The 17,427-nt window shown below is 66.0% G+C and carries 16 protein-coding genes; 11 read left to right on the top strand and 5 right to left on the bottom strand.

Annotated elements, in window-relative coordinates; all coding sequences use genetic code 11:
- Nucleotides 1-714: 714 nt before the first annotated feature.
- On the bottom strand, nt 715-1,926 hold the full coding sequence (gene tyrS / locus J7396_RS10425; RefSeq protein WP_209261424.1) for a tyrosine--tRNA ligase: 1,212 nt from the start codon (nt 1,924-1,926) through the stop codon (nt 715-717).
- A 170-nt stretch (nt 1,927-2,096) separates the two neighbouring features.
- Here tyrS and J7396_RS10430 point away from each other — a divergent pair, with 170 nt between their 5' ends.
- The gene (locus tag J7396_RS10430; RefSeq protein ID WP_209261425.1) at nt 2,097-3,515 is read left to right on the top strand and encodes a M23 family metallopeptidase; all 1,419 of its coding nucleotides are present in this window, start codon (nt 2,097-2,099) and stop codon (nt 3,513-3,515) included.
- A 379-nt stretch (nt 3,516-3,894) separates the two neighbouring features.
- Complete coding sequence (locus tag J7396_RS10435; protein ID WP_029820812.1) at nt 3,895-5,028, top strand: anhydro-N-acetylmuramic acid kinase; 1,134 nt, start codon at nt 3,895-3,897, stop codon at nt 5,026-5,028.
- A 41-nt stretch (nt 5,029-5,069) separates the two neighbouring features.
- On the opposite strand, the gene J7396_RS10440 is transcribed toward J7396_RS10435, so the two are convergent.
- The 3 genes from J7396_RS10440 to J7396_RS10450 all read right to left on the bottom strand — a co-directional run bounded on the left by J7396_RS10440 (nt 5,070) and on the right by J7396_RS10450 (nt 7,771).
- Nucleotides 5,070-5,297 carry a hypothetical protein gene (locus J7396_RS10440; RefSeq protein WP_003489057.1) on the bottom strand — a complete coding sequence of 76 codons (228 nt, stop codon included), beginning with the start codon at nt 5,295-5,297 and terminating at the stop codon, nt 5,070-5,072.
- 58 nt (nt 5,298-5,355) lie between these two features.
- Nucleotides 5,356-6,651 (bottom strand): MFS transporter, encoded by a 1,296-nt coding sequence (locus tag J7396_RS10445; RefSeq protein WP_011348849.1) that lies wholly within the window; start codon nt 6,649-6,651, stop codon nt 5,356-5,358.
- 319 nt (nt 6,652-6,970) lie between these two features.
- On the bottom strand, nt 6,971-7,771 hold the full coding sequence (locus tag J7396_RS10450) for an exodeoxyribonuclease III (RefSeq protein ID WP_014091280.1): 801 nt from the start codon (nt 7,769-7,771) through the stop codon (nt 6,971-6,973).
- 118 nt (nt 7,772-7,889) lie between these two features.
- Between J7396_RS10450 and pyrE the strand changes: the two genes are divergently transcribed.
- The 9 genes from pyrE (at nt 7,890) to J7396_RS10495 (ending at nt 14,969) form a co-directional block, all read left to right on the top strand.
- A complete protein-coding gene (gene pyrE, locus J7396_RS10455; protein WP_011348851.1) occupies nt 7,890-8,549 on the top strand; it encodes an orotate phosphoribosyltransferase in 660 nt (219 codons plus the stop codon).
- Between the two features lie 49 nt (nt 8,550-8,598).
- On the top strand, nt 8,599-9,249 hold the full coding sequence (locus J7396_RS10460) for a hypothetical protein (RefSeq protein ID WP_209261463.1): 651 nt from the start codon (nt 8,599-8,601) through the stop codon (nt 9,247-9,249).
- A 113-nt stretch (nt 9,250-9,362) separates the two neighbouring features.
- Complete coding sequence (locus tag J7396_RS10465) at nt 9,363-10,160, top strand: AAA family ATPase (RefSeq protein WP_008571190.1); 798 nt, start codon at nt 9,363-9,365, stop codon at nt 10,158-10,160.
- Entirely contained in the window at nt 10,160-11,089 is a 930-nt protein-coding gene (locus J7396_RS10470) for a ParB/RepB/Spo0J family partition protein (protein WP_029820814.1), read from the top strand. Before J7396_RS10465 ends, J7396_RS10470 begins: the two co-directional genes overlap by 1 nt.
- Nucleotides 11,090-11,122: 33 nt before the next feature.
- Nucleotides 11,123-11,431: a helix-hairpin-helix domain-containing protein gene (locus J7396_RS10475; RefSeq protein ID WP_008571192.1), complete on the top strand. Its 309-nt coding sequence runs from the start codon at nt 11,123-11,125 to the stop codon at nt 11,429-11,431.
- A 204-nt stretch (nt 11,432-11,635) separates the two neighbouring features.
- Nucleotides 11,636-12,601, top strand: a complete 966-nt coding sequence (locus tag J7396_RS10480; RefSeq protein WP_008571193.1) for an SDR family NAD(P)-dependent oxidoreductase — start codon at nt 11,636-11,638, stop codon at nt 12,599-12,601.
- Between the two features lie 352 nt (nt 12,602-12,953).
- A complete protein-coding gene (locus J7396_RS10485; RefSeq protein ID WP_008571194.1) occupies nt 12,954-13,676 on the top strand; it encodes a glycosyltransferase family 2 protein in 723 nt (240 codons plus the stop codon).
- Nucleotides 13,676-14,017: a lipid-A-disaccharide synthase N-terminal domain-containing protein gene (locus J7396_RS10490; protein WP_008571195.1), complete on the top strand. Its 342-nt coding sequence runs from the start codon at nt 13,676-13,678 to the stop codon at nt 14,015-14,017. Before J7396_RS10485 ends, J7396_RS10490 begins: the two co-directional genes overlap by 1 nt.
- Nucleotides 14,018-14,396: 379 nt before the next feature.
- Nucleotides 14,397-14,969: a hypothetical protein gene (locus tag J7396_RS10495; protein ID WP_014091283.1), complete on the top strand. Its 573-nt coding sequence runs from the start codon at nt 14,397-14,399 to the stop codon at nt 14,967-14,969.
- A 106-nt stretch (nt 14,970-15,075) separates the two neighbouring features.
- Here J7396_RS10495 and J7396_RS10500 read toward each other — a convergent pair whose 3' ends face one another.
- Nucleotides 15,076-17,421 (bottom strand): phosphomannomutase/phosphoglucomutase, encoded by a 2,346-nt coding sequence (locus J7396_RS10500; protein WP_029820817.1) that lies wholly within the window; start codon nt 17,419-17,421, stop codon nt 15,076-15,078.
- Between the last annotated feature and the right edge of the window lie 6 nt (nt 17,422-17,427).

Below are 17,427 nucleotides of genomic sequence, written 5' to 3' on the forward strand. Positions count from 1 at the left end.
TACATGCCCGAAGGCAAATACTTTAGCTGCAGAAGTCCAACCACTGGCAACTTATCGCTTGCAAAGCAATTAATATGTTGCTTGATTAAACGTCTGCAAGATGGACAATCATCCTTCCTGCAGGCGTCCGCACAAATTACCTGCGCACACTGTCAAAGAACATGGGAAGTGGCCTCAGCGCCGTTCCCGTCAGCTTCGTCGTTTCCGTCGAAGCGAGCCGCCCATTATAGCGGACTTTTTCTTGCCGTCAACACCTCATTTCGAGGCGGTTGACGCTGCTTCGCTTGAACCCGAAGGTTTTCTGCGAAGCGAGCCGGCCATATTAGCAGGCTTTTCATCCTCGTCAACCCCTCGTGAAGAGGAAGTTGCCGCCGCTGCACCTCAATCTGCCGTAGCGTCTTTTCCGTGTAGCGAGCCGCCCATCATAGCCGGCTTTTTCGTTTCGTCAACACCTTATTTCAAGGCGTTTTCGAGCCCTTTCGCTCTGGTTCCGCGTTTGCGGAGGCCGTTGCGTCGGGGGAGGCGAACTATATGCCCACCGATCCGATTTGGGAAGCGTTTTGTGAAAAATTTTTCACGAAGTTGCCAAAACTTGCGCTATGCCCAGTCACGCCAGCAGAAAAGCTTTGAGGGCATTGGGACTGTCACTTCTATCCAACGTGTAAGACGCGTGAGATCACCGAGATTGCCGCCCTGCGGCAACCTTGGTGCGCTTTAGGCAGTGACGAGCAATACGCGGGCAAAATTACGCTTGCCTACCTGGATGACCCCTTCGAAGCCGTGCGTAAAGACGCGGCTGGGATCCTCCACTACTTCGCCGTCGATCCTGACCGCGCGTTCCTTGAGCTTGCGGGTGGCTTCGGAGTTGCTGGGCGTCAGGCCGGCGGCAGTCAGGAGCCCGGCAAGGCGCAGGCCCTCATCGGGAACCACCACTTCCTGCAGCGATAGCAGGCTGGTGTCGCCCTGCCCCGTTACCACCGCGTGCCAGCCGGCAATGGCCTGCTCTGCGGTTGCGGCATCGTGAAACCGGGTGGCCAGCTCGCGTGCCAGGCGCAATTTGACCTCGCGCGGATGCAGCTCTCCCGCAGCGACCTGCTCTTTCAGGCGCGCCGCTTCGGCCAGGCTGATATCGAAGGACAGCAAGTCGATCCAGCGCCAGGTCAGCTCGTCGCCGATCTTCATCGTCTTGGTGACGATGTCGATGGCCGGCTCGTTGATGCCGATGTAGTTGCCCAACGACTTGGACATCTTGGCTACGCCGTCCAGGCCTTCCAGCAGCGGCATGGTCAGCACGATTTGCGGCGCCTGACCGTAATGCTCCTGCAAGCCGCGCCCCATCAACAGGTTGAACTTCTGATCGGTGCCGCCCAGCTCGACGTCCGCCTTCAGGGCGACCGAATCGTAGCCTTGCACCAACGGGTAGAGGAATTCGTGGATGGCGATCGGCTGCTGGCTGCCGAAGCGCTTGGCGAAATCGTCGCGTTCGAGCATGCGCGCGACGGTGTGCTGGGCAGAGAGCTTGATCATGTCGGCCGCGCTCATCTGGCCGAACCATTCGGAGTTGAAGCGCACCTCGGTGCGTTCGCGGTCCAGGATCTTGAAGACCTGCTCTTCGTAGGTCCGTGCGTTGGCCAGCACATCCTCGCGGCTGAGCGGCTTGCGGGTGGCGTTCTTGCCGCTCGGGTCGCCGATCATTCCGGTGAAGTCGCCAATCAGGAAGATCACCTGATGGCCAAGCTGCTGGAACTGCCGCATCTTGTTGAGCAGCACGGTATGGCCCAGATGCAGATCCGGCGCGGTGGGATCGAAGCCGGCCTTCACCCGCAGCGGCTTACCGGTGGCGAGCCGCGCCTGCAGCTGATCGAGCTTGAGGACCTCTTCGGCACCACGGCCGATGAGTGCGAGGGATTCTTCGATAGTGGCCAACCACAGACTCCAGCGGCGCTTGCCGTCAAAAACGTGAATGATGTTAAACGCGGGTTAATTCCGCGCCAAGTGAAAATAATGAACAGGCTCAATGGTTTGACGCGCTGTTACAGGCTGTCTATGGTACCGGCGATTGGGCTCGCACTTCGAGCCAGCGAGGAATTTGAACGATGCAGAACTCAGAGCAGGGCCGTGCACGCAAGCGGCGCTTTCACGAACGCCTCCACGTCCTCCACGACACTGCACTGCATCGCAAGCTCAAGGCGCATCTGCCGGCGGCATTCAATGACCGCTGGACACGCCGTCACTGGATTCACGCCAGCCTGTTCGCCACCATCGGTGCGCTGGTCGCCACGATCGTGCCGGGTTTTTCCAACGCCATCGACGCACCGCTTTCCAGCCATTCCACGCTGGCATTGCCATTGCCGCCGCTGATTCCCAGCCGCAAGCAGCTGGCACCGAGCACCGATTGGGAAATTCTGCAGGTCAAGCCGGGCCAGACCCTGAGTACCTTGTTCAGCGAGCTGGGGATCCCGACCACGGTCATGTACCAGGTATTGGCGCACCCGGGGACCAAGGACGCGCTGACCAAGCTGCGTCCGGGTACCGAGATCGCCTTCGACATGCCGACGCCGGGGCAGCTGCGCGCACTGCGTTTTGATCGCGACGACAGTCATCGGGTGGAACTGCGCCTGCTGGGCGACGCCGTGCGCGAGAACGTGACCGAGCGGGCGACGACCACGCGCACGGTAGTGGCCAGCGGAGAGATCAGCAGTTCGTTGTATGCCTCGGCCGGCAAATCCGGACTGTCGCCGGCGGCGGTGGCGATCATGACCGACGAGATCTTCAAGTACGACATCGACTTCGACAAGGATCTGCAGCCCGGCGACCGGTTCAGCGTGGTCATGGATGAAACCTGGCGCGAAGGCGAGCGGATCAGCACCGGCGACATCCTGGCGGCGACGTTCACCACCGGCGGCAAGACCTATACGGGGTTCCGCTTCGAGCGCGCCGGCAAACCGGCCGAGTACTTCGACATCACTGGCCGCCCGCTCAAGAAGAGCTTCATCCGCATGCCGGTGGCCTATAGCCGGATCAGCTCCACCTTCGGTGCGCGCAAGCATCCGGTGCTGGGCACCATGCGCATGCACAAGGGTGTGGACTATGCGGCCGCCTCGGGCACGCCGATCATGGCAGCCGGCGATGCACGGGTGGTGTTTGTCGGGACCCAGCGCGGTTACGGCAACGTGGTGATCCTGGATCACGGCAAGAACTACAGCACGCTGTACGGGCACATGTCGCGCTTTGGCAAGATCAAGGCCGGGCAACGCATCAACCAGGGCACGGTGATCGGCTATGTCGGCATGACCGGCCTGGCGACCGGCCCGCATCTGCATTACGAATTCCGCGTGGGCGGGCAGCAGCGCAACCCGATGTCGGTGACGATGCCGCCGCCGGAGCCGCTGCAGGGCGCCGAACTGGCGGCGTTCCGCGCGCAGACGGCGCCGGCCATGGCCCGTATCGAGGGCATGGAGAAGCTGATCTACGCCGACGCCGGCAAGCCGGCCAAGGGCAAGTCGCGCAGTTAAGGCCTGCGGCTGGTCACTGCGTCAGCTGCGTTGCGGCTGCGCAGGTGGTGGCGGGCAGGTTCGGCGCTGCCTCCAGCCGTGTCGCCTGGTAGTTGCCGTACAGCTACGGGTTGCGGCGCACTGCAGGTGTTGAACGCTGCGATGTCCCCATGCGGCACCTGGTCTTGGCTGTCGACCGACAGCTTCTGAGGCGACTGCAGACCTTGACGATGCCTGAAGTGGGCGGGGAATCTCGAGGCGTGGGTCATTCTCGCGGCAGCGATTGCAGCACGTGGCCCGACGATGACGCGCCCACTGCACGGCTGCCACCGGGGTAAGACCGGTTGACGGACCCGGCCCGGCTGCACAAGCTGGCCGGCCGTGTCTTTCTGGCTTCGGCATGTCTGTCTTGGAACACGTTGACTCCCCCTTGTATCTGGGCCTGATGTCGGGAACCAGCGCCGATGGCATCGATGCCGCGCTGGTGCGCTTTGCTGATGCCACCCACCGCCGCTGCGAATTGGTGGCCGGGACGACGGTGGCGTGGGAGCCGCAACTGCGCGAGACCTTGGTGGCGCTCGGCCAGGGCGCCGAGACGGTGGCCATCGATGCGCTGGGCCAGCTGGACGCGCAGGTGGGGCTGGCATTCGCGGCGGCGGCCAATCGATTGATCGGCGACAGTGGCGTGGAGCGCCGGCAGATTCGTGCGATCGGCTCGCATGGGCAGACCATCCGCCACCGGCCCAACGCCAATCCAGCGTTCACCTGGCAGATCGGCGATGCCAGCCGGATTGCAGAGCACACCGGCATTACCACGGTGGCCGATTTCCGCCGCCGCGATGTGGCCGCCGGTGGCCAGGGCGCGCCACTGATGCCGGCCTTCCATCTGGCCATGCTGGGCGCAGGCGATGAAGACCGCGCGGTGCTCAATCTGGGCGGCATCGGCAACCTGACCTTGATTCCGCGCGATGGCGCGGTGCTGGGATTCGATACCGGCCCGGCCAACGCGTTGCTGGACAGCTGGTGCCAACGCCATCACGGCACGCCGTTCGATGCCGAGGGTGCGTTTGCCGCCAGTGGGCGCGTGGATGCGGTTTTGCTGCAGGCGCTGTTGGCCGATCCGTGGTTTGCATTGCCGCCGCCCAAGAGTACCGGCCGCGAGCAATTCCATCTGGACTGGGCCGTGCAGGCGATGGGCAGCGCGCGGTTGGATGCTGCCGATGTGCAGGCGACCTTGCTCGAACTCACCGCTGCCAGCGTGGCCGATGCCTTGTTGCGGCTGCAGCCAACCACGCGACGGGTCCTGGTCTGCGGCGGCGGCGTGCGCAACCCGGTGCTGTTGGCGCGACTGGCGGCGCGGCTGCCGGGCATGGTGGTGGAATCCAGCGCGCGATACGGACTGGACCCGGATTACCTGGAAGCGATGGGCTTTGCCTGGCTGGCAGCCGAGCTGCTGGCCGGACGCGCGGCCAACCTGCCCGCGGTGACCGGGGCGGCCGGGCCTCGGCTGTTGGGGGCGATCTATCCGGCGTGAGCCCGTGGGCCTGTGCTGGCCGGGATGAAGCTGCGGCAGCGCTAGGGATTATTTCCCGCCGGCAGCGCCTTGAGCGCGGCAATCGCCTCGGCCAGGGCATCGACCTCCGGGTGCTGCAGGCCGCCGGTGACTTCGTATTCGCTGGCGAACAGGCCTTGTTCGAGCAGATGCATGACGGTCTGGTGCTGGGTCCAGCCCCGTGCGACGGAAATGCGGCGAATACGGTCCACCAGCACCGGGTCGATGTCACGCAATACCAGATCGGTCATGCCCTGCCTCGTGCAATGCGCTGCTCCGCGCGCATCATCGGCAACCTTGGCGGACGTTTCAATCCGGCCGCCTGTCGTGCGCCAATAGCCGCGGCCATAGCCAGGCCAGCAGCATTAACGTGGGAATGACGGTCAGGGCGCTGAGGATGAAGAAGGTGCTGTAGGAGGTCGCCTGGACGACGAACCCGGACACGCCACCGGCAAACTTGCCCGGCAGGTTGGCCAGCGAGACCAGCAACGCATACTGGGTTGCGGTGAAGTTGCGGTCGGTCAGCGAGGACATGAAAGCCACCAGCACCGTGGCGGCGAACCCCTGGAAGAGATTATCGGCACTGAGCGCGGCATAGAACGCCCACAGCTTGCCGGGGTTGTGCGCCATCAGCAGGAACGCCAGGTTGGACAAGGCCACCCCCAGCGCGGCCACCAGCAACATGCGCCGGAACCCGAACGCGGCAATTGCCGCGCCGCCAGCGAAGGCGCCGACAATGCCCATCCAGACGCCGAACAGTTTGGAGACGGTGGCGATATCGGCCTTGGTGAAGCCCGAATCCAGATAGAACGGACCGGCCATGACGCCGATCACCTGGTCGGGAAACTTGTACAGGCCCACGAACAGCAGCAGCACGATGCCCAGCGCCAGCCCATTGCTGGAAAAGAAGCTGGAAATCGGTTGCCAGAACGCACCGGCGACGTCCACGCGGCGCACGACCGTCGCCTCGGGCCGGTCGGGCTCGCGGCATAGCAAGGTGGTGACGATCGGCACCAGCATCAGTGCGGCCATGCCGACGTACGCCCACGTCCAGCCGAGGTATTGGGCCATGTACAACGCACCGGCACCGCCCAGGATCAGGCCGATGCGGTAGCCCAGCGTGTAGGTCGCCGCCAACGCGGCCTGCGCGGCATCCGGAGCGATTTCGATGCGGTAGGCATCCACCACCGAGTCCTGGGTCGCGCCCCAGAACGAGGCGAACAACACCCAGCCGACCAACCCCGTAACGCTCAGGTCCGGGCGCGAAAATGCCAGCGCGAACAGGCCGATGGTGACGCCGATCTGCGCCACCAGCAGCCAGGAGCGACGGCGCCCCAGAAACGCGGTGAGCGGAAACGCATAGCGGTCGATCAGCGGCGCCCACAGGAACTTGAGCAGATAGAAGAAGCTGGCCAGGCTGATCAAGCCGATGCTGCCCAGGTCCAGCCCCACATCGCGCAAGCGGGTCGACAAGGTCTGCGAGGCGATCAGCAGGAACGGCAAGCCGCTGCCGAAGCCCAGCAGTGCCATGGTCGCCGCCGATGGCGTGGCGAAGGCGCGCTGGATACCACGCCAGCCCTTATAGCCCGGTGCAGACGTGGTCATGCGTCACTCCGGCGAGCACGAACGCCAGTGGTCGTGGCCGGCGCGGCCCACGGCACCGCTGCATGCAGCCCGCCGCGGAGGGCCGTCATGGCGTCACGCGTCCTGTCTTGAGCGGTCTGTGCAGGACCGTAACGACGCACTCCCGTGCCGAAGCAGAAGGTTGCGAAAGGCATCGGCCGACTGCGTAAGGGCCAATGAGAGCCGCCGCGCGTGCTGCAGTGGCCGAGCTGCCGCCGGATGGCGATGTTGCCGGCGAAGTCTTGGCCCCGTTCTGCAACATGCCGGCGCGCTATGACCGAAACCATAGCCTTGGCCTGCCTCACTGCGCGTAATCCACGATGTACGGCGCGTGGTCGGAGAAGCGCTCTTCGCGGTAGATCGAGCAGGCCTTCAAGGTGTCGCGCAGGCCGGGGGTGACCAGTTGGTAGTCGATGCGCCAACCGACATTGTTGGCGCGCGCCGCGCCACGGTTGCTCCACCAGGTGTAGTCCTGGCCCTGCGGATGCAGTACGCGGTAGCTGTCGACCCAGCCGCGGCCTTCGGCGGGGTTGGCGTCTTCTGGCGCGTCGGCGCACAGGCCGTTGAGCCAATCGCGCTCGGGCGGCAGGCAGCCGGAGTTCTTCTGGTTGGATTTCCAGTTCTTGATGTCCAGCGCCGTGCGCACGATGTTCCAGTCGCCGCACAGCACGTACTGGCGGCCACTGGCCAGCCACTGCTCCAGGATCGGCCGTAGCCATTGCATCACCTGGAACTTGTAGTCCTGGCGCAACTCGCCCGAGGAACCGGAGGGGATGTAGAAGGACACCACGCTGAGGTTGCCGAAGCGCGCTTCGATATAGCGCCCCTCTTCGTCGAACTCCGGCCAGCCCAGCGCGGTGCGCACCTCGTCGGGCTCGTGCCGGCTGTAGATCGCCACGCCGCTATAGCCCTTCTTGGTGCTGGCGTCGCGAAACCAGGCCTTGTAGCCGGTGGGCAGGAAGTCTGGCCCGGCCAGTTGATGCTCCTGGGCCTTGGTTTCCTGCACGCACAGCACGTCGGCGTCCTGGGCGGCGAACCACGCGAAGAAACCCTTGCTGGCGGCCGAGCGCAGGCCGTTGGCGTTGAAACTGATGATGCGCATAGGCCGGGAATGGGAAACGGGAATAGGGAATCGTAAAGCCTACCCCAGGCGCATGCGGAAGGCTGCCGGCGCATGATGCGTTTACCATTCCCGACTCCCCATTCCCCATTCCCGTCCAATGACCGACCACCGCACCCGTTTCCTGCAGCTAGCCCTGGACGCCGATGCCCTGCGCTTTGGCGAGTTCACGCTCAAGTCCGGGCGGCTCAGCCCGTACTTCTTCAATGCCGGGCGCTTCGATTCGGGAGCCAAGACCGCGCAGTTGGCGCAGTGCTATGCCGATGCGATCGATGCGGCCGGGCTGGACTTCGACCTGTTGTTCGGGCCGGCCTACAAGGGCATTCCGTTGGCAACCGCGCTGGCCTGCGCCTACGCGGGGCGCGGACGCGACCTGCCGCTGGCGTTCAACCGCAAGGAAGCCAAGGACCATGGCGAAGGCGGCACCCTGATCGGCGCGCCGCTGGCCGGCCGTAAGGTATTGATCGTCGATGACGTGATCACCGCCGGCACCGCGATCCGCGAGGCGCTGGCCATCATCCGTGCCGCCGGCGGCATGCCGTCGGGGATCGTGGTGGCGCTGGACCGGCAGGAGATCGCGTCCGATCAGGACCGCCGTTCCGCCGCCCAGGCGGTGGCGGCCGAGGCCGGCATCCCGGTGATCGCGGTGGCCAACCTGGGCGACCTGCTTGCTTTTGCGGCAGGAAACGCCGACCTTGTGGGCTTCCAGGAACCGCTGCTGGCCTATCGTGGCCGCTACGGGACCGACACCACAGGCTGACGGCAGGCGACAGGGGGCTGCGATGATGCCAATACACACACGTTCGGCATTGTTCGCCGTTGCGGCGGCTGTCGCTGCGACCTTGATCATGGCGGCGCCAGCCGGCGCGCAAGACAAGCCGGCCGGCAAGAAGCTGTATTGCTGGAACCAGAACGGCGCCCGCGTGTGCAGCGATACGCTGCCCCCGGAGGCGGTGAACCAGGCGCGCGACGAATTCAACGTCAAGAGCGGGATGCGCAGCGCCGAGGTGCAGCGCGCCATGAGCAGCGACGAGCGCGCTGCCGCTGCGGCCAGCGAGCAGCAACGCCAGGCCGATCTGGCCGCCGAGCAGATGCGCCAGCGCACCGACCAGGCGATGCTGATGTCCTATCAGAGCGAGGACGACCTGCGCCGGGTGTTCAAGGAGCGCATCGCCATCGTGGACAACAACATCCATACCGCGCGCTTCAACGTGACCAGCCTGCGCGAGGGGTTGGCCAGCCTGCTGCGCAGCGCCGGCGACCGCGAGCTGGCCGGCCAGGCAGTGGCTGACAAGCTGGCCGGCGACATCCAGCAGCGCCATCGCGATCTGATGGCGCAGTTGCGTCTGCAGATCAGCTTCGAGCAGCAACGGGTGGCGCTGGATGGCGAGATCGCCGACATCCTGCAGCGCTACCGGGCCATGAAGGAGCCACCCGCCGGCGCCCCGCCCGCCGGCTGACCGGCGCTGCGTCATCCCGGCCGTGCGGCGCACCGCCGCGGGCGGCATTTCCCGATCCGACGCCCTGCCCGCATAATGGCCGGTCTTACTCTTTGCCCACGAGGCTCTCCCGCATGGCCCGGATCATCGCCATTGCCAACCAGAAAGGCGGCGTCGGCAAGACCACGACCGCGGTCAATCTGGCGGCCGGCCTGGCGCGCGCGCCCAAGCGTGTGTTGCTGGTGGATCTGGACTCGCAGGGCAACGCCACCATGGGCAGCGGCATCGACAAGCGCGATGTGGCCGCCTCCACCTGCGACCTGTTGCTGGGCGAAAACACCGCCGCGCAGATCCGGGTGGCCGCGCCGGAAGGCTTCGACCTGCTGCCAGGCAACATCGACCTGACCGCTGCCGAGATCCAGCTGATGGACCAGGGCGAACGCGAACAGCGGCTCAAGCGCGCCCTGGCGCCGATCCGCGACGAGTACGACTTCATCCTGATCGATTGCCCGCCGGCATTGTCGCTGCTCACGCTCAATGCGCTGACCGCGGCCGATTCGATCATCGTGCCGATGCAGTGCGAGTACTACGCGCTGGAAGGGCTGACCGCGCTGCTGGAAACCATCGAAGCGTTGCGCGCCAACCTCAACCCGACGCTGGAAATCGAAGGCGTGCTGCGCACCATGTTCGACATCCGCAACAACCTGGCCAATGCGGTATCGGCCGAGCTGACCGAGCATTTCGGCGACAAGGTGTTTCGCACCATCGTGCCGCGCAACGTGCGCCTGGCCGAGGCGCCCAGCCATGGCCAGAGCATCGTCGGTTACGACCGCACCTCGCGCGGCGGGGTGGCCTACCTGGGCCTGGCCGGTGAGATCGTGCGCCGCCAGAACGACCGCAACAAGGCCGTCCGGCCCGTGGAGACCGTCTGATGAGCAAGCCGCCGCTGGCAAAGAAGCGTGGCCTGGGCCGTGGCCTGGAAGCGCTGCTGGGGCCCAAGGGCGCGGCCGCCGCCGCCGCACCGGCCGGTGCCGACGAACAGGCCTTGCAGCCCGGCGATACCCTGCGCACCTTGGCGGTGACCCAGCTGCAGCCGGGCAAGTATCAGCCGCGCCGGGAGATGGACGAGGTCAAGCTGGCCGAGCTGGCCGAGTCGATCAAGGCGCAAGGCGTGATCCAGCCCATCGTGGCGCGCGAGCTGGCGCCGGGGCAGTTCGAGATCGTGGCCGGCGAACGCCGCTGGCGCGCTTCGCAGCTGGCTGGGCTGACCGAAGTGCCGGTGGTGGTGCGCGAGCTGGACGACCGCACCGTCATCGCGATGGCGCTGATCGAAAACATCCAGCGCGAAGACCTCAACCCGCTGGAAGAAGCGCAGGCGTTGCAGCGGCTGATCGACGAATTTTCGCTGACCCATGCCGAGGCCGCCGGCGCGGTGGGACGCTCGCGTGCGTCGGTCTCCAATCTGCTGCGGTTGCTGGAATTGCCGGTGGCCATTCGCGTGTTGCTGGAAACCCGCCGGCTGGAAATGGGCCACGCGCGCGCGCTGCTCACCCTGGCGCCGGAGCTGGCCAGCAAGCTGGCGCAGGAAGCGGCCGACCAGGGCTGGTCGGTGCGCGAGGTCGAACACCGCGCGCAGCAGTTTGCCGCCGGCAAGGTGCCCGGCTCGCTGCGCAAGGGCAAGCCGGCGCCGGTGGCCCCACAGGCCGATATCGCCTCGCTGGAAACCGAACTGTCCGAGTCGCTGGGCACCAAGGTGGTGTTCAATCATGGCCGCGGCGGCAAGGGCAAGCTGGTGATCCATTACACCGATCTGGACACGCTGGACGGCGTGCTCGAACGCCTGCGCATGCAGCGCAGCTGATCGCTTGCACATCCAACAGGATCTTCGTCGGCCATGAATCCCGCCAAGGTGGACCGCCAGCACCTGCTGCAGCTGACCGACCTGCCCAACGTCGGGCCGGCCTGCGAAAAGGACCTGCGCCTGATCGGCATCCGCGTGCCTGCGCAGCTGCGCGGTCGCGATGCCTACGACATGCACGCACAGCTGTGCCTGCGCACCGGCGTGCTGCACGACCCCTGCGTAATCGATGTGTTCCTGTCGATCGTGCGCTTCATGGACGGCGAGGCGGCGCAGCCGTGGTGGAAGTTCAGCGCCGAGCGCAAGGCCAAGCTTGCCAGCGAAGCGCCGCTCGCGCTGCGGTGAACGAAGACGCGTGGCGCGCTGCAGCCTTTGTTTCGAGCGCCGCATGCGCTGCGACCGCGGCAAATCGCGCCTGGCACGCCGCGCACGGCAGGCGCGTTGGCAGCATAGAGATGCCGAACCCGCTCGCAGCGGCGCCTGCAATGCGCCGCGCATGCGCATCCGGAGCGCCAGCCTTTTGTTTCCGCATTTCCCAGGATCACAGCCATGACCATTCTCGTCACCGGCGCTGCCGGTTTCATCGGTGCCTATACCTGCCGCGCGCTGGCGGCCCGCGGCGAGACGGTGGTGGGGCTGGACAACTACAACAGCTACTACGACCCGCAGCTCAAGCACGACCGGGTGGCGGCGCTGTGCCCCGGCATCGATATCCGCACGCTGGACCTGACCGATCGCGAGGGTCTGGCCGCATTGTTCGATGAGATCCAGCCGACCCGCGTGGTGCATCTGGCTGCGCAGGCGGGCGTGCGGTATTCGCTGGAAAACCCCCACGCCTACGTGGACAGCAACCTGGTTGGCTTCGTCAACATGCTCGAGCTGTGCCGGCACCGCGGCGTGCAGCACCTGGTGTATGCCTCGAGCAGTTCGGTCTACGGCGATTCGGCCACCCCGCCGTTTTCCGAAGACCAGCGCGTGGACCAACCGCGTTCGTTGTATGCGGCAACCAAGGCCGCCAACGAATTGATGGGCTACACCTATGCGCAGCTGTATGGCCTGCGCGCGACCGGGCTACGCTTTTTCACGGTGTACGGGCCGTGGGGCCGGCCGGACATGGCGCCGCTGATCTTCAGCCGTGCGGTGCTGGCGGGGCGGCCGATCGAGGTGTTCAACCACGGCAAGATGCAGCGCGATTTCACTTTCGTCGACGATATCGTGGCCGGTGTGCTGGGCGCGCTGGACACGCCCAGCACCGCGCCGGTGCCGCACCGGGTGTTCAACCTGGGCAACCACACGCCGGTGGAGCTGGAGACCTTCATCGACGTGATTGCGCAGGCCGCCGGCCGTGCAGCCGAGAAGGTCTACCGGCCGATGCAGCCGGGCGACATGATCCGCACCATGGCCGATACGCAGCGTGCGCAGGCGGCCTTCGGGTTCGATCCGGCGACCCCGGTCGAGCGTGGTTTGCCGCAGGTCGTGGAGTGGTGCCGGCAGTATTTCGGCGAGCGCACCTAGCGCTTGGCGGGATTTACGGGGGGAGGTGCGAAGGCGTCGATGGGCGCACGGAGCGCGGAGGCTGCCATGCGAGCCAGATGCAGGGCCTACCTTCCAGCAGCCGCCCGGGCGTACGACCGCATGGCAGCCACGCAATGCATGGCGATGTGTGCCAGCTGATGCACCGGAAGAGGGCGCGTGATCGGCCCGCTGGCCCACGCCTTCGCAGCCTTGCCACCTCCCCACCGTACGCTACAGGCTGCTTCAACCGGTCCAATGCGCATAACGCGTGCATGCTTCATGCCTGACTCAGAGAGTCAGGGCACAATGCCCGATCTTTTTCGCTCAGCCTTCATCCGGCTACCCCGCATCCATGAGCCAACCTCAGCTGTCCGTCGTCGTCCCGGTATTCAACGAGCGCGATAACGTCGCCACGCTGGTGGGCGAAATCGTCCGCGCCCTGCGCGGCGTGGTGGCCTTCGAAATCGTGTATGTCGATGACCATTCGCGTGACGACACGCTCGCGGTGCTGCAAGACCTGAAGAGCACCACGCCGGAACTGCGCGTGCTGCATCATGTGACCCAGAGCGGCCAGAGCACGGCGGTGCGCAGCGGGGTGAAGGCCGCGCGCGCCAGCTGGATCGCCACGCTCGATGGCGACGGCCAGAACGACCCGGCCGACATCCCAAAGCTGCTCATCGCGCGCAGCCAGGCCGAGCCGCAGGTGAAGCTGTTCGCCGGCTGGCGGGTCAACCGCCAGGATTCCGGCTCCAAGCGCTGGGCCAGCAAATGGGCCAACGCGATCCGCTCGCGCATGCTCCGCGACAACACGCCCGACACCGGCTGCGGCATCAAGTTGTTCGAGCGCGAGGCGTTCCTGGACCTGCCGTACTTCGACCACATGCATCGCTATTTGCCGGCGTTGATGCAGCGCGCCGGCTGGCGCACGGTGAGCGTGCCGGTCAACCACCGCCACCGCACCGCCGGCGTGTCCAAGTACAACAATCTCAATCGCGCCCTGGTCGGCATCCGCGACCTGCGCGGCGTGGCCTGGCTGATCACCCGCAGCAAGCGCACCGTGGTGCAGGAACGCTGATGGACCCGTCCTTGCTCGACCAACAACTGACCTGGCTGTACTGGACCGGCATCCATGTGACCGGGTGGAAGCTGATCGGCTATGTCGGCGCACTGATGTTCGGTGGCCGCTGGCTGGTGCAGTTCGTTGCCTCCAAGCGCGCCGGCAAGCCGGTGATTCCGCGCCTGTTCTGGTACATGAGCGTGGTCGGCAGCCTGATGACGCTGAGCTATTTCGTGTTTTCGGCCAAGCAGGATTCGGTCGGTGTGCTGCAGAACCTGTTCCCGGCGTTTACCGCGTTTTACAGCCTGTATCTGGATGTGAAGCATCGCGGGTGGAAACGCGACCGGGCCGGTCATTGAGGCGGGGATTCGGGATTCGGGATTCGCATTGCCTGGTCCGGATGGTTGCTGGTGATCGAACGCCGTTGGTGAGCCGTGGCGGGTTGAGATGATCCCGGTGCGCTGCAAAGCGCGTTGCTGCATCCGATGTTCGGTGATCCATCGTGGTTGGCGATGCCTCAGCGTACGCAAGCGATACGGCTGCACTGCATCTCACTGACAAGGTTTTGGGGTGCGATGCAGCGTGATTGATGTGCGCCTACGCGCCTTGACGCCACCTGCGGCATCCACCCCATGCAGCGCAGCTTGCCGGAGGCGTGGCGATAGCGCTGACCGCTGATGCCCGCTTTTCGGACACGCCATTGCGCGCGCGGCCGACGCGATGATGGACTGCCCGCCGATGTTGCCGCTCTCGCGCCGCGGGCAACCTGTGACCATGTCCACTGCGCTCCGTCATCGCCTCCTGTCCACGCCGACGCTTGAAGCCACGTATTGGCATCTGCGGCTGCCCACGCATCAGCGCGTGCCGCTATTCGCCGATTGGCGCTGCGCTCGCGCCGCGGCGGCCAGCCTGGCGCTGCCACGCCATTGGCAAGGTGCGCAGTTGCTGTGCTGGGTGCTGTTGCCTGAGGCGTGGTGCGGGTTGCTGCAGGCACCGAGCAAGGCGGTGTTGCTGCAATTGGCGGAGACGGCGCGACTGAGGACCGCCGATGCAGTCAATCGCGCACGCGGGCGTGGTGGAACGGTGTGGCAGCCGCAGATGCAGGTCTCGGCGCTCCCGCAGCAAAGCGATCATCGACAGTTCGCGCGCACGCTGGTCGCATTGCCCCTGCGGGCGGGCCTGGCCGAGCAGGTGGGCGAGTATCCGTACTGGGACGCAGTCTGGCTATTGACGGACGGTCACGACGCCGCGTCGATCACCACGCACTGCGATCGTGCCGAGCCAACCGGAACAGGCGCAACACACGGTTGATCGCGTACACCGAAGCGAGCCGGATAACGGCCCGCCGCGTCGCCCGCCGGCCCAGCTGCGCTGCCCCTGCCCAGGCAACGCAGCGGACGGTCCGCGCATCCGGCGATCAAAACGCCAATGGATGCTCCGGCAACAACGTCTGCAGTTCGTTGCGGAACAGCGTGCGAATCCGCTGCAATGCGGCCTCGCTGTCGGCTTCGAACCGCAGCACCAGGATCGGCGTTGTATTGGAGGCGCGTACCAGCCCCCAGCCGTCGATGAAGTCCGCGCGCAGCCCGTCGATGGTCGACAGCCGCGCCGATTCGAACGGCGATTCTTCGCCGGTCTGCGCACGCGCGACAAAGCGCGCCACCAGCGCATGCGCATCGCCTTCCACCGGCACCTTGATCTCCGGCGTGGAGACGCTCTCGGGCAGGGCGTCCAGCACGTCGGACGGGGTTTCCTCGCGCTGGGCCAGGATTTCCAGCAGGCGTGCGGCGGCGTAGATGCCGTCGTCAAAGCCGTACCAGCGCTCCTTGAAGAAGAAGTGGCCGCTCATCTCGCCGGCCAGTTCGGCATCGGTCTCGCGCATCTTGGACTTGATCAGCGAATGCCCGGTCTTCCACATCAGCGGACTACCGCCGTTGCGCAACACGTAGTCGGACAGCTTGCCGGTGCACTTCACGTCGTAGATGACCAATGCGCCAGGATTGCGCTGCAGGACATCGGCAGCGAACAGCATCAGCAGGCGGTCGGGGAACACCATCGCGCCTTCCTTGGTCACCACGCCCAGGCGATCGGCATCGCCATCGAACGCCACGCCGATATCCGCATCGAAACGCTGCACCATCTTCACCAGATCGTTGAGGTTGTGCGGCTCGCTCGGATCAGGGTGATGGTTGGGGAAGGTGCCATCGATGTCGCAGTACAACGGCACCACTTCGGCGCCGATCGCTTCCAGCAGGCGCGGTGCGATCTCACCGGCCACGCCGTTGCCGGCGTCCACCACCACCTTGATCGGGCGATCGAGCTGGACGTCGTCGGCGATACGCTGGATGTAGGCATCGCTGATGTCGCGCTGTTCCAGTTCGCCAGGCGTGGCGGCGGTATGCAGGCGACCTTCGTTGATGCGCTGGTGCAGTTCGGCGATGGCGGCGCCGGACAAGGTCTCGCCGCCGATCACGATCTTGAAACCGTTGTAGTCCGGCGGATTGTGGCTGCCGGTGACCGCCACGCAGCTGCCGGCACGCAGCTCGTAGGCGCCGAAGTACACCACCGGCGTCGGTGCCAGGCCGATGTCGGTGACGTTGCAGCCGGCGCGGCGCAGGCCTTCGATCAGGCCGTTGCTCAGCTCCGGCCCGGACAGCCGGCCGTCGCGACCGACCACCACATCGCGCAGTCCCTGTGCCTGCATCACGCTGCCGATGGCCTGGCCGACCAAGGCGGCAACGCCGGGGTTGAGGTCCTTACCGACCACGCCGCGGATGTCGTAGGCACGGAACATCTCGGTGGCGACCTGCACCGCCGGCACCAGCGCTGGCGGTGCCGGCGGTGCCTCGGCGTCCAGCGCGCGTGCCTCGCTGGCAACGCTGGCGTCGTGCTGCAGGCTCTGACTGAAGGTGGGTTCATCGGCGCCGGATTGGTCGGCAACCCGGCGCCGTGGCAAGGCCACCTGACCCCGGCTGGCCAGCACCAGCAGTACCGCAATGATCAGCAGCAATGCCGCCACGATGGCGCAACCGACGGCGCCCAGGCCCAGTGGGCCGCTGTCGCCTTGCGGCACCGCCGCAGCCACGCGCAAGCCGCTGGTCCCAAGCGGCCTGGCCAGCGTTTCGGCCGCATCGGCCAGTGCCATATCGCCCTGCTGGGCCACGTTGTAGCTGCCCTGGCGCACGGCCAGGTAGGCGCTGTCCGGTGCCGCGATTGCATCCAGCGGGCCGGTCAGGCGCAGTAACGGCAACCGCGCATACGCCACCGCCGGCTGCCCGCCAAGGCGCACCGCGGCAGCCACGCCCAGGCGGACTTGTTTGGCCTCGCGTACCACCCGGACCTGCGCCCGGTCGGCCACCTGCGCCGATTCGAGCAGGCTCAGACGCGCGTAACCGAAATCCTTGGGGTTGGCATAGGCCGCGGCAAGGTCGCCAGGCAGCACCTGCACATCCTCGGCGCCCTTGAAGCGCTCGCGGATGGCCGATGCGGCCGCCAGCGCGTCGCCACCGGCCAACGCAGCGATGACCGGCGGCTGCTTGAGCACCGCGTCGAGCTGGCTGGCCTGGGTGGCCATGGCCTGGCCCACGTCCTGCACCGCGCGGTCGCGCGCCTGCTCCAGCCCTTGCGCCACCGCGTCCTGGCGCCATTGCGCATAACTGTTCCAGCCGAACCAGGCAGCCAGCAGCAGCAATATGCCTCCCAACACCGGACCACTCGTACGCACGCTGGACATCCCCTGCCTGCGCTCGTTCGCCTTGCTCATGTAATT

Source organism: Xanthomonas sp. A1809 (genome assembly GCF_017746015.1).
Lineage (GTDB): Bacteria > Pseudomonadota > Gammaproteobacteria > Xanthomonadales > Xanthomonadaceae > Xanthomonas > Xanthomonas euvesicatoria.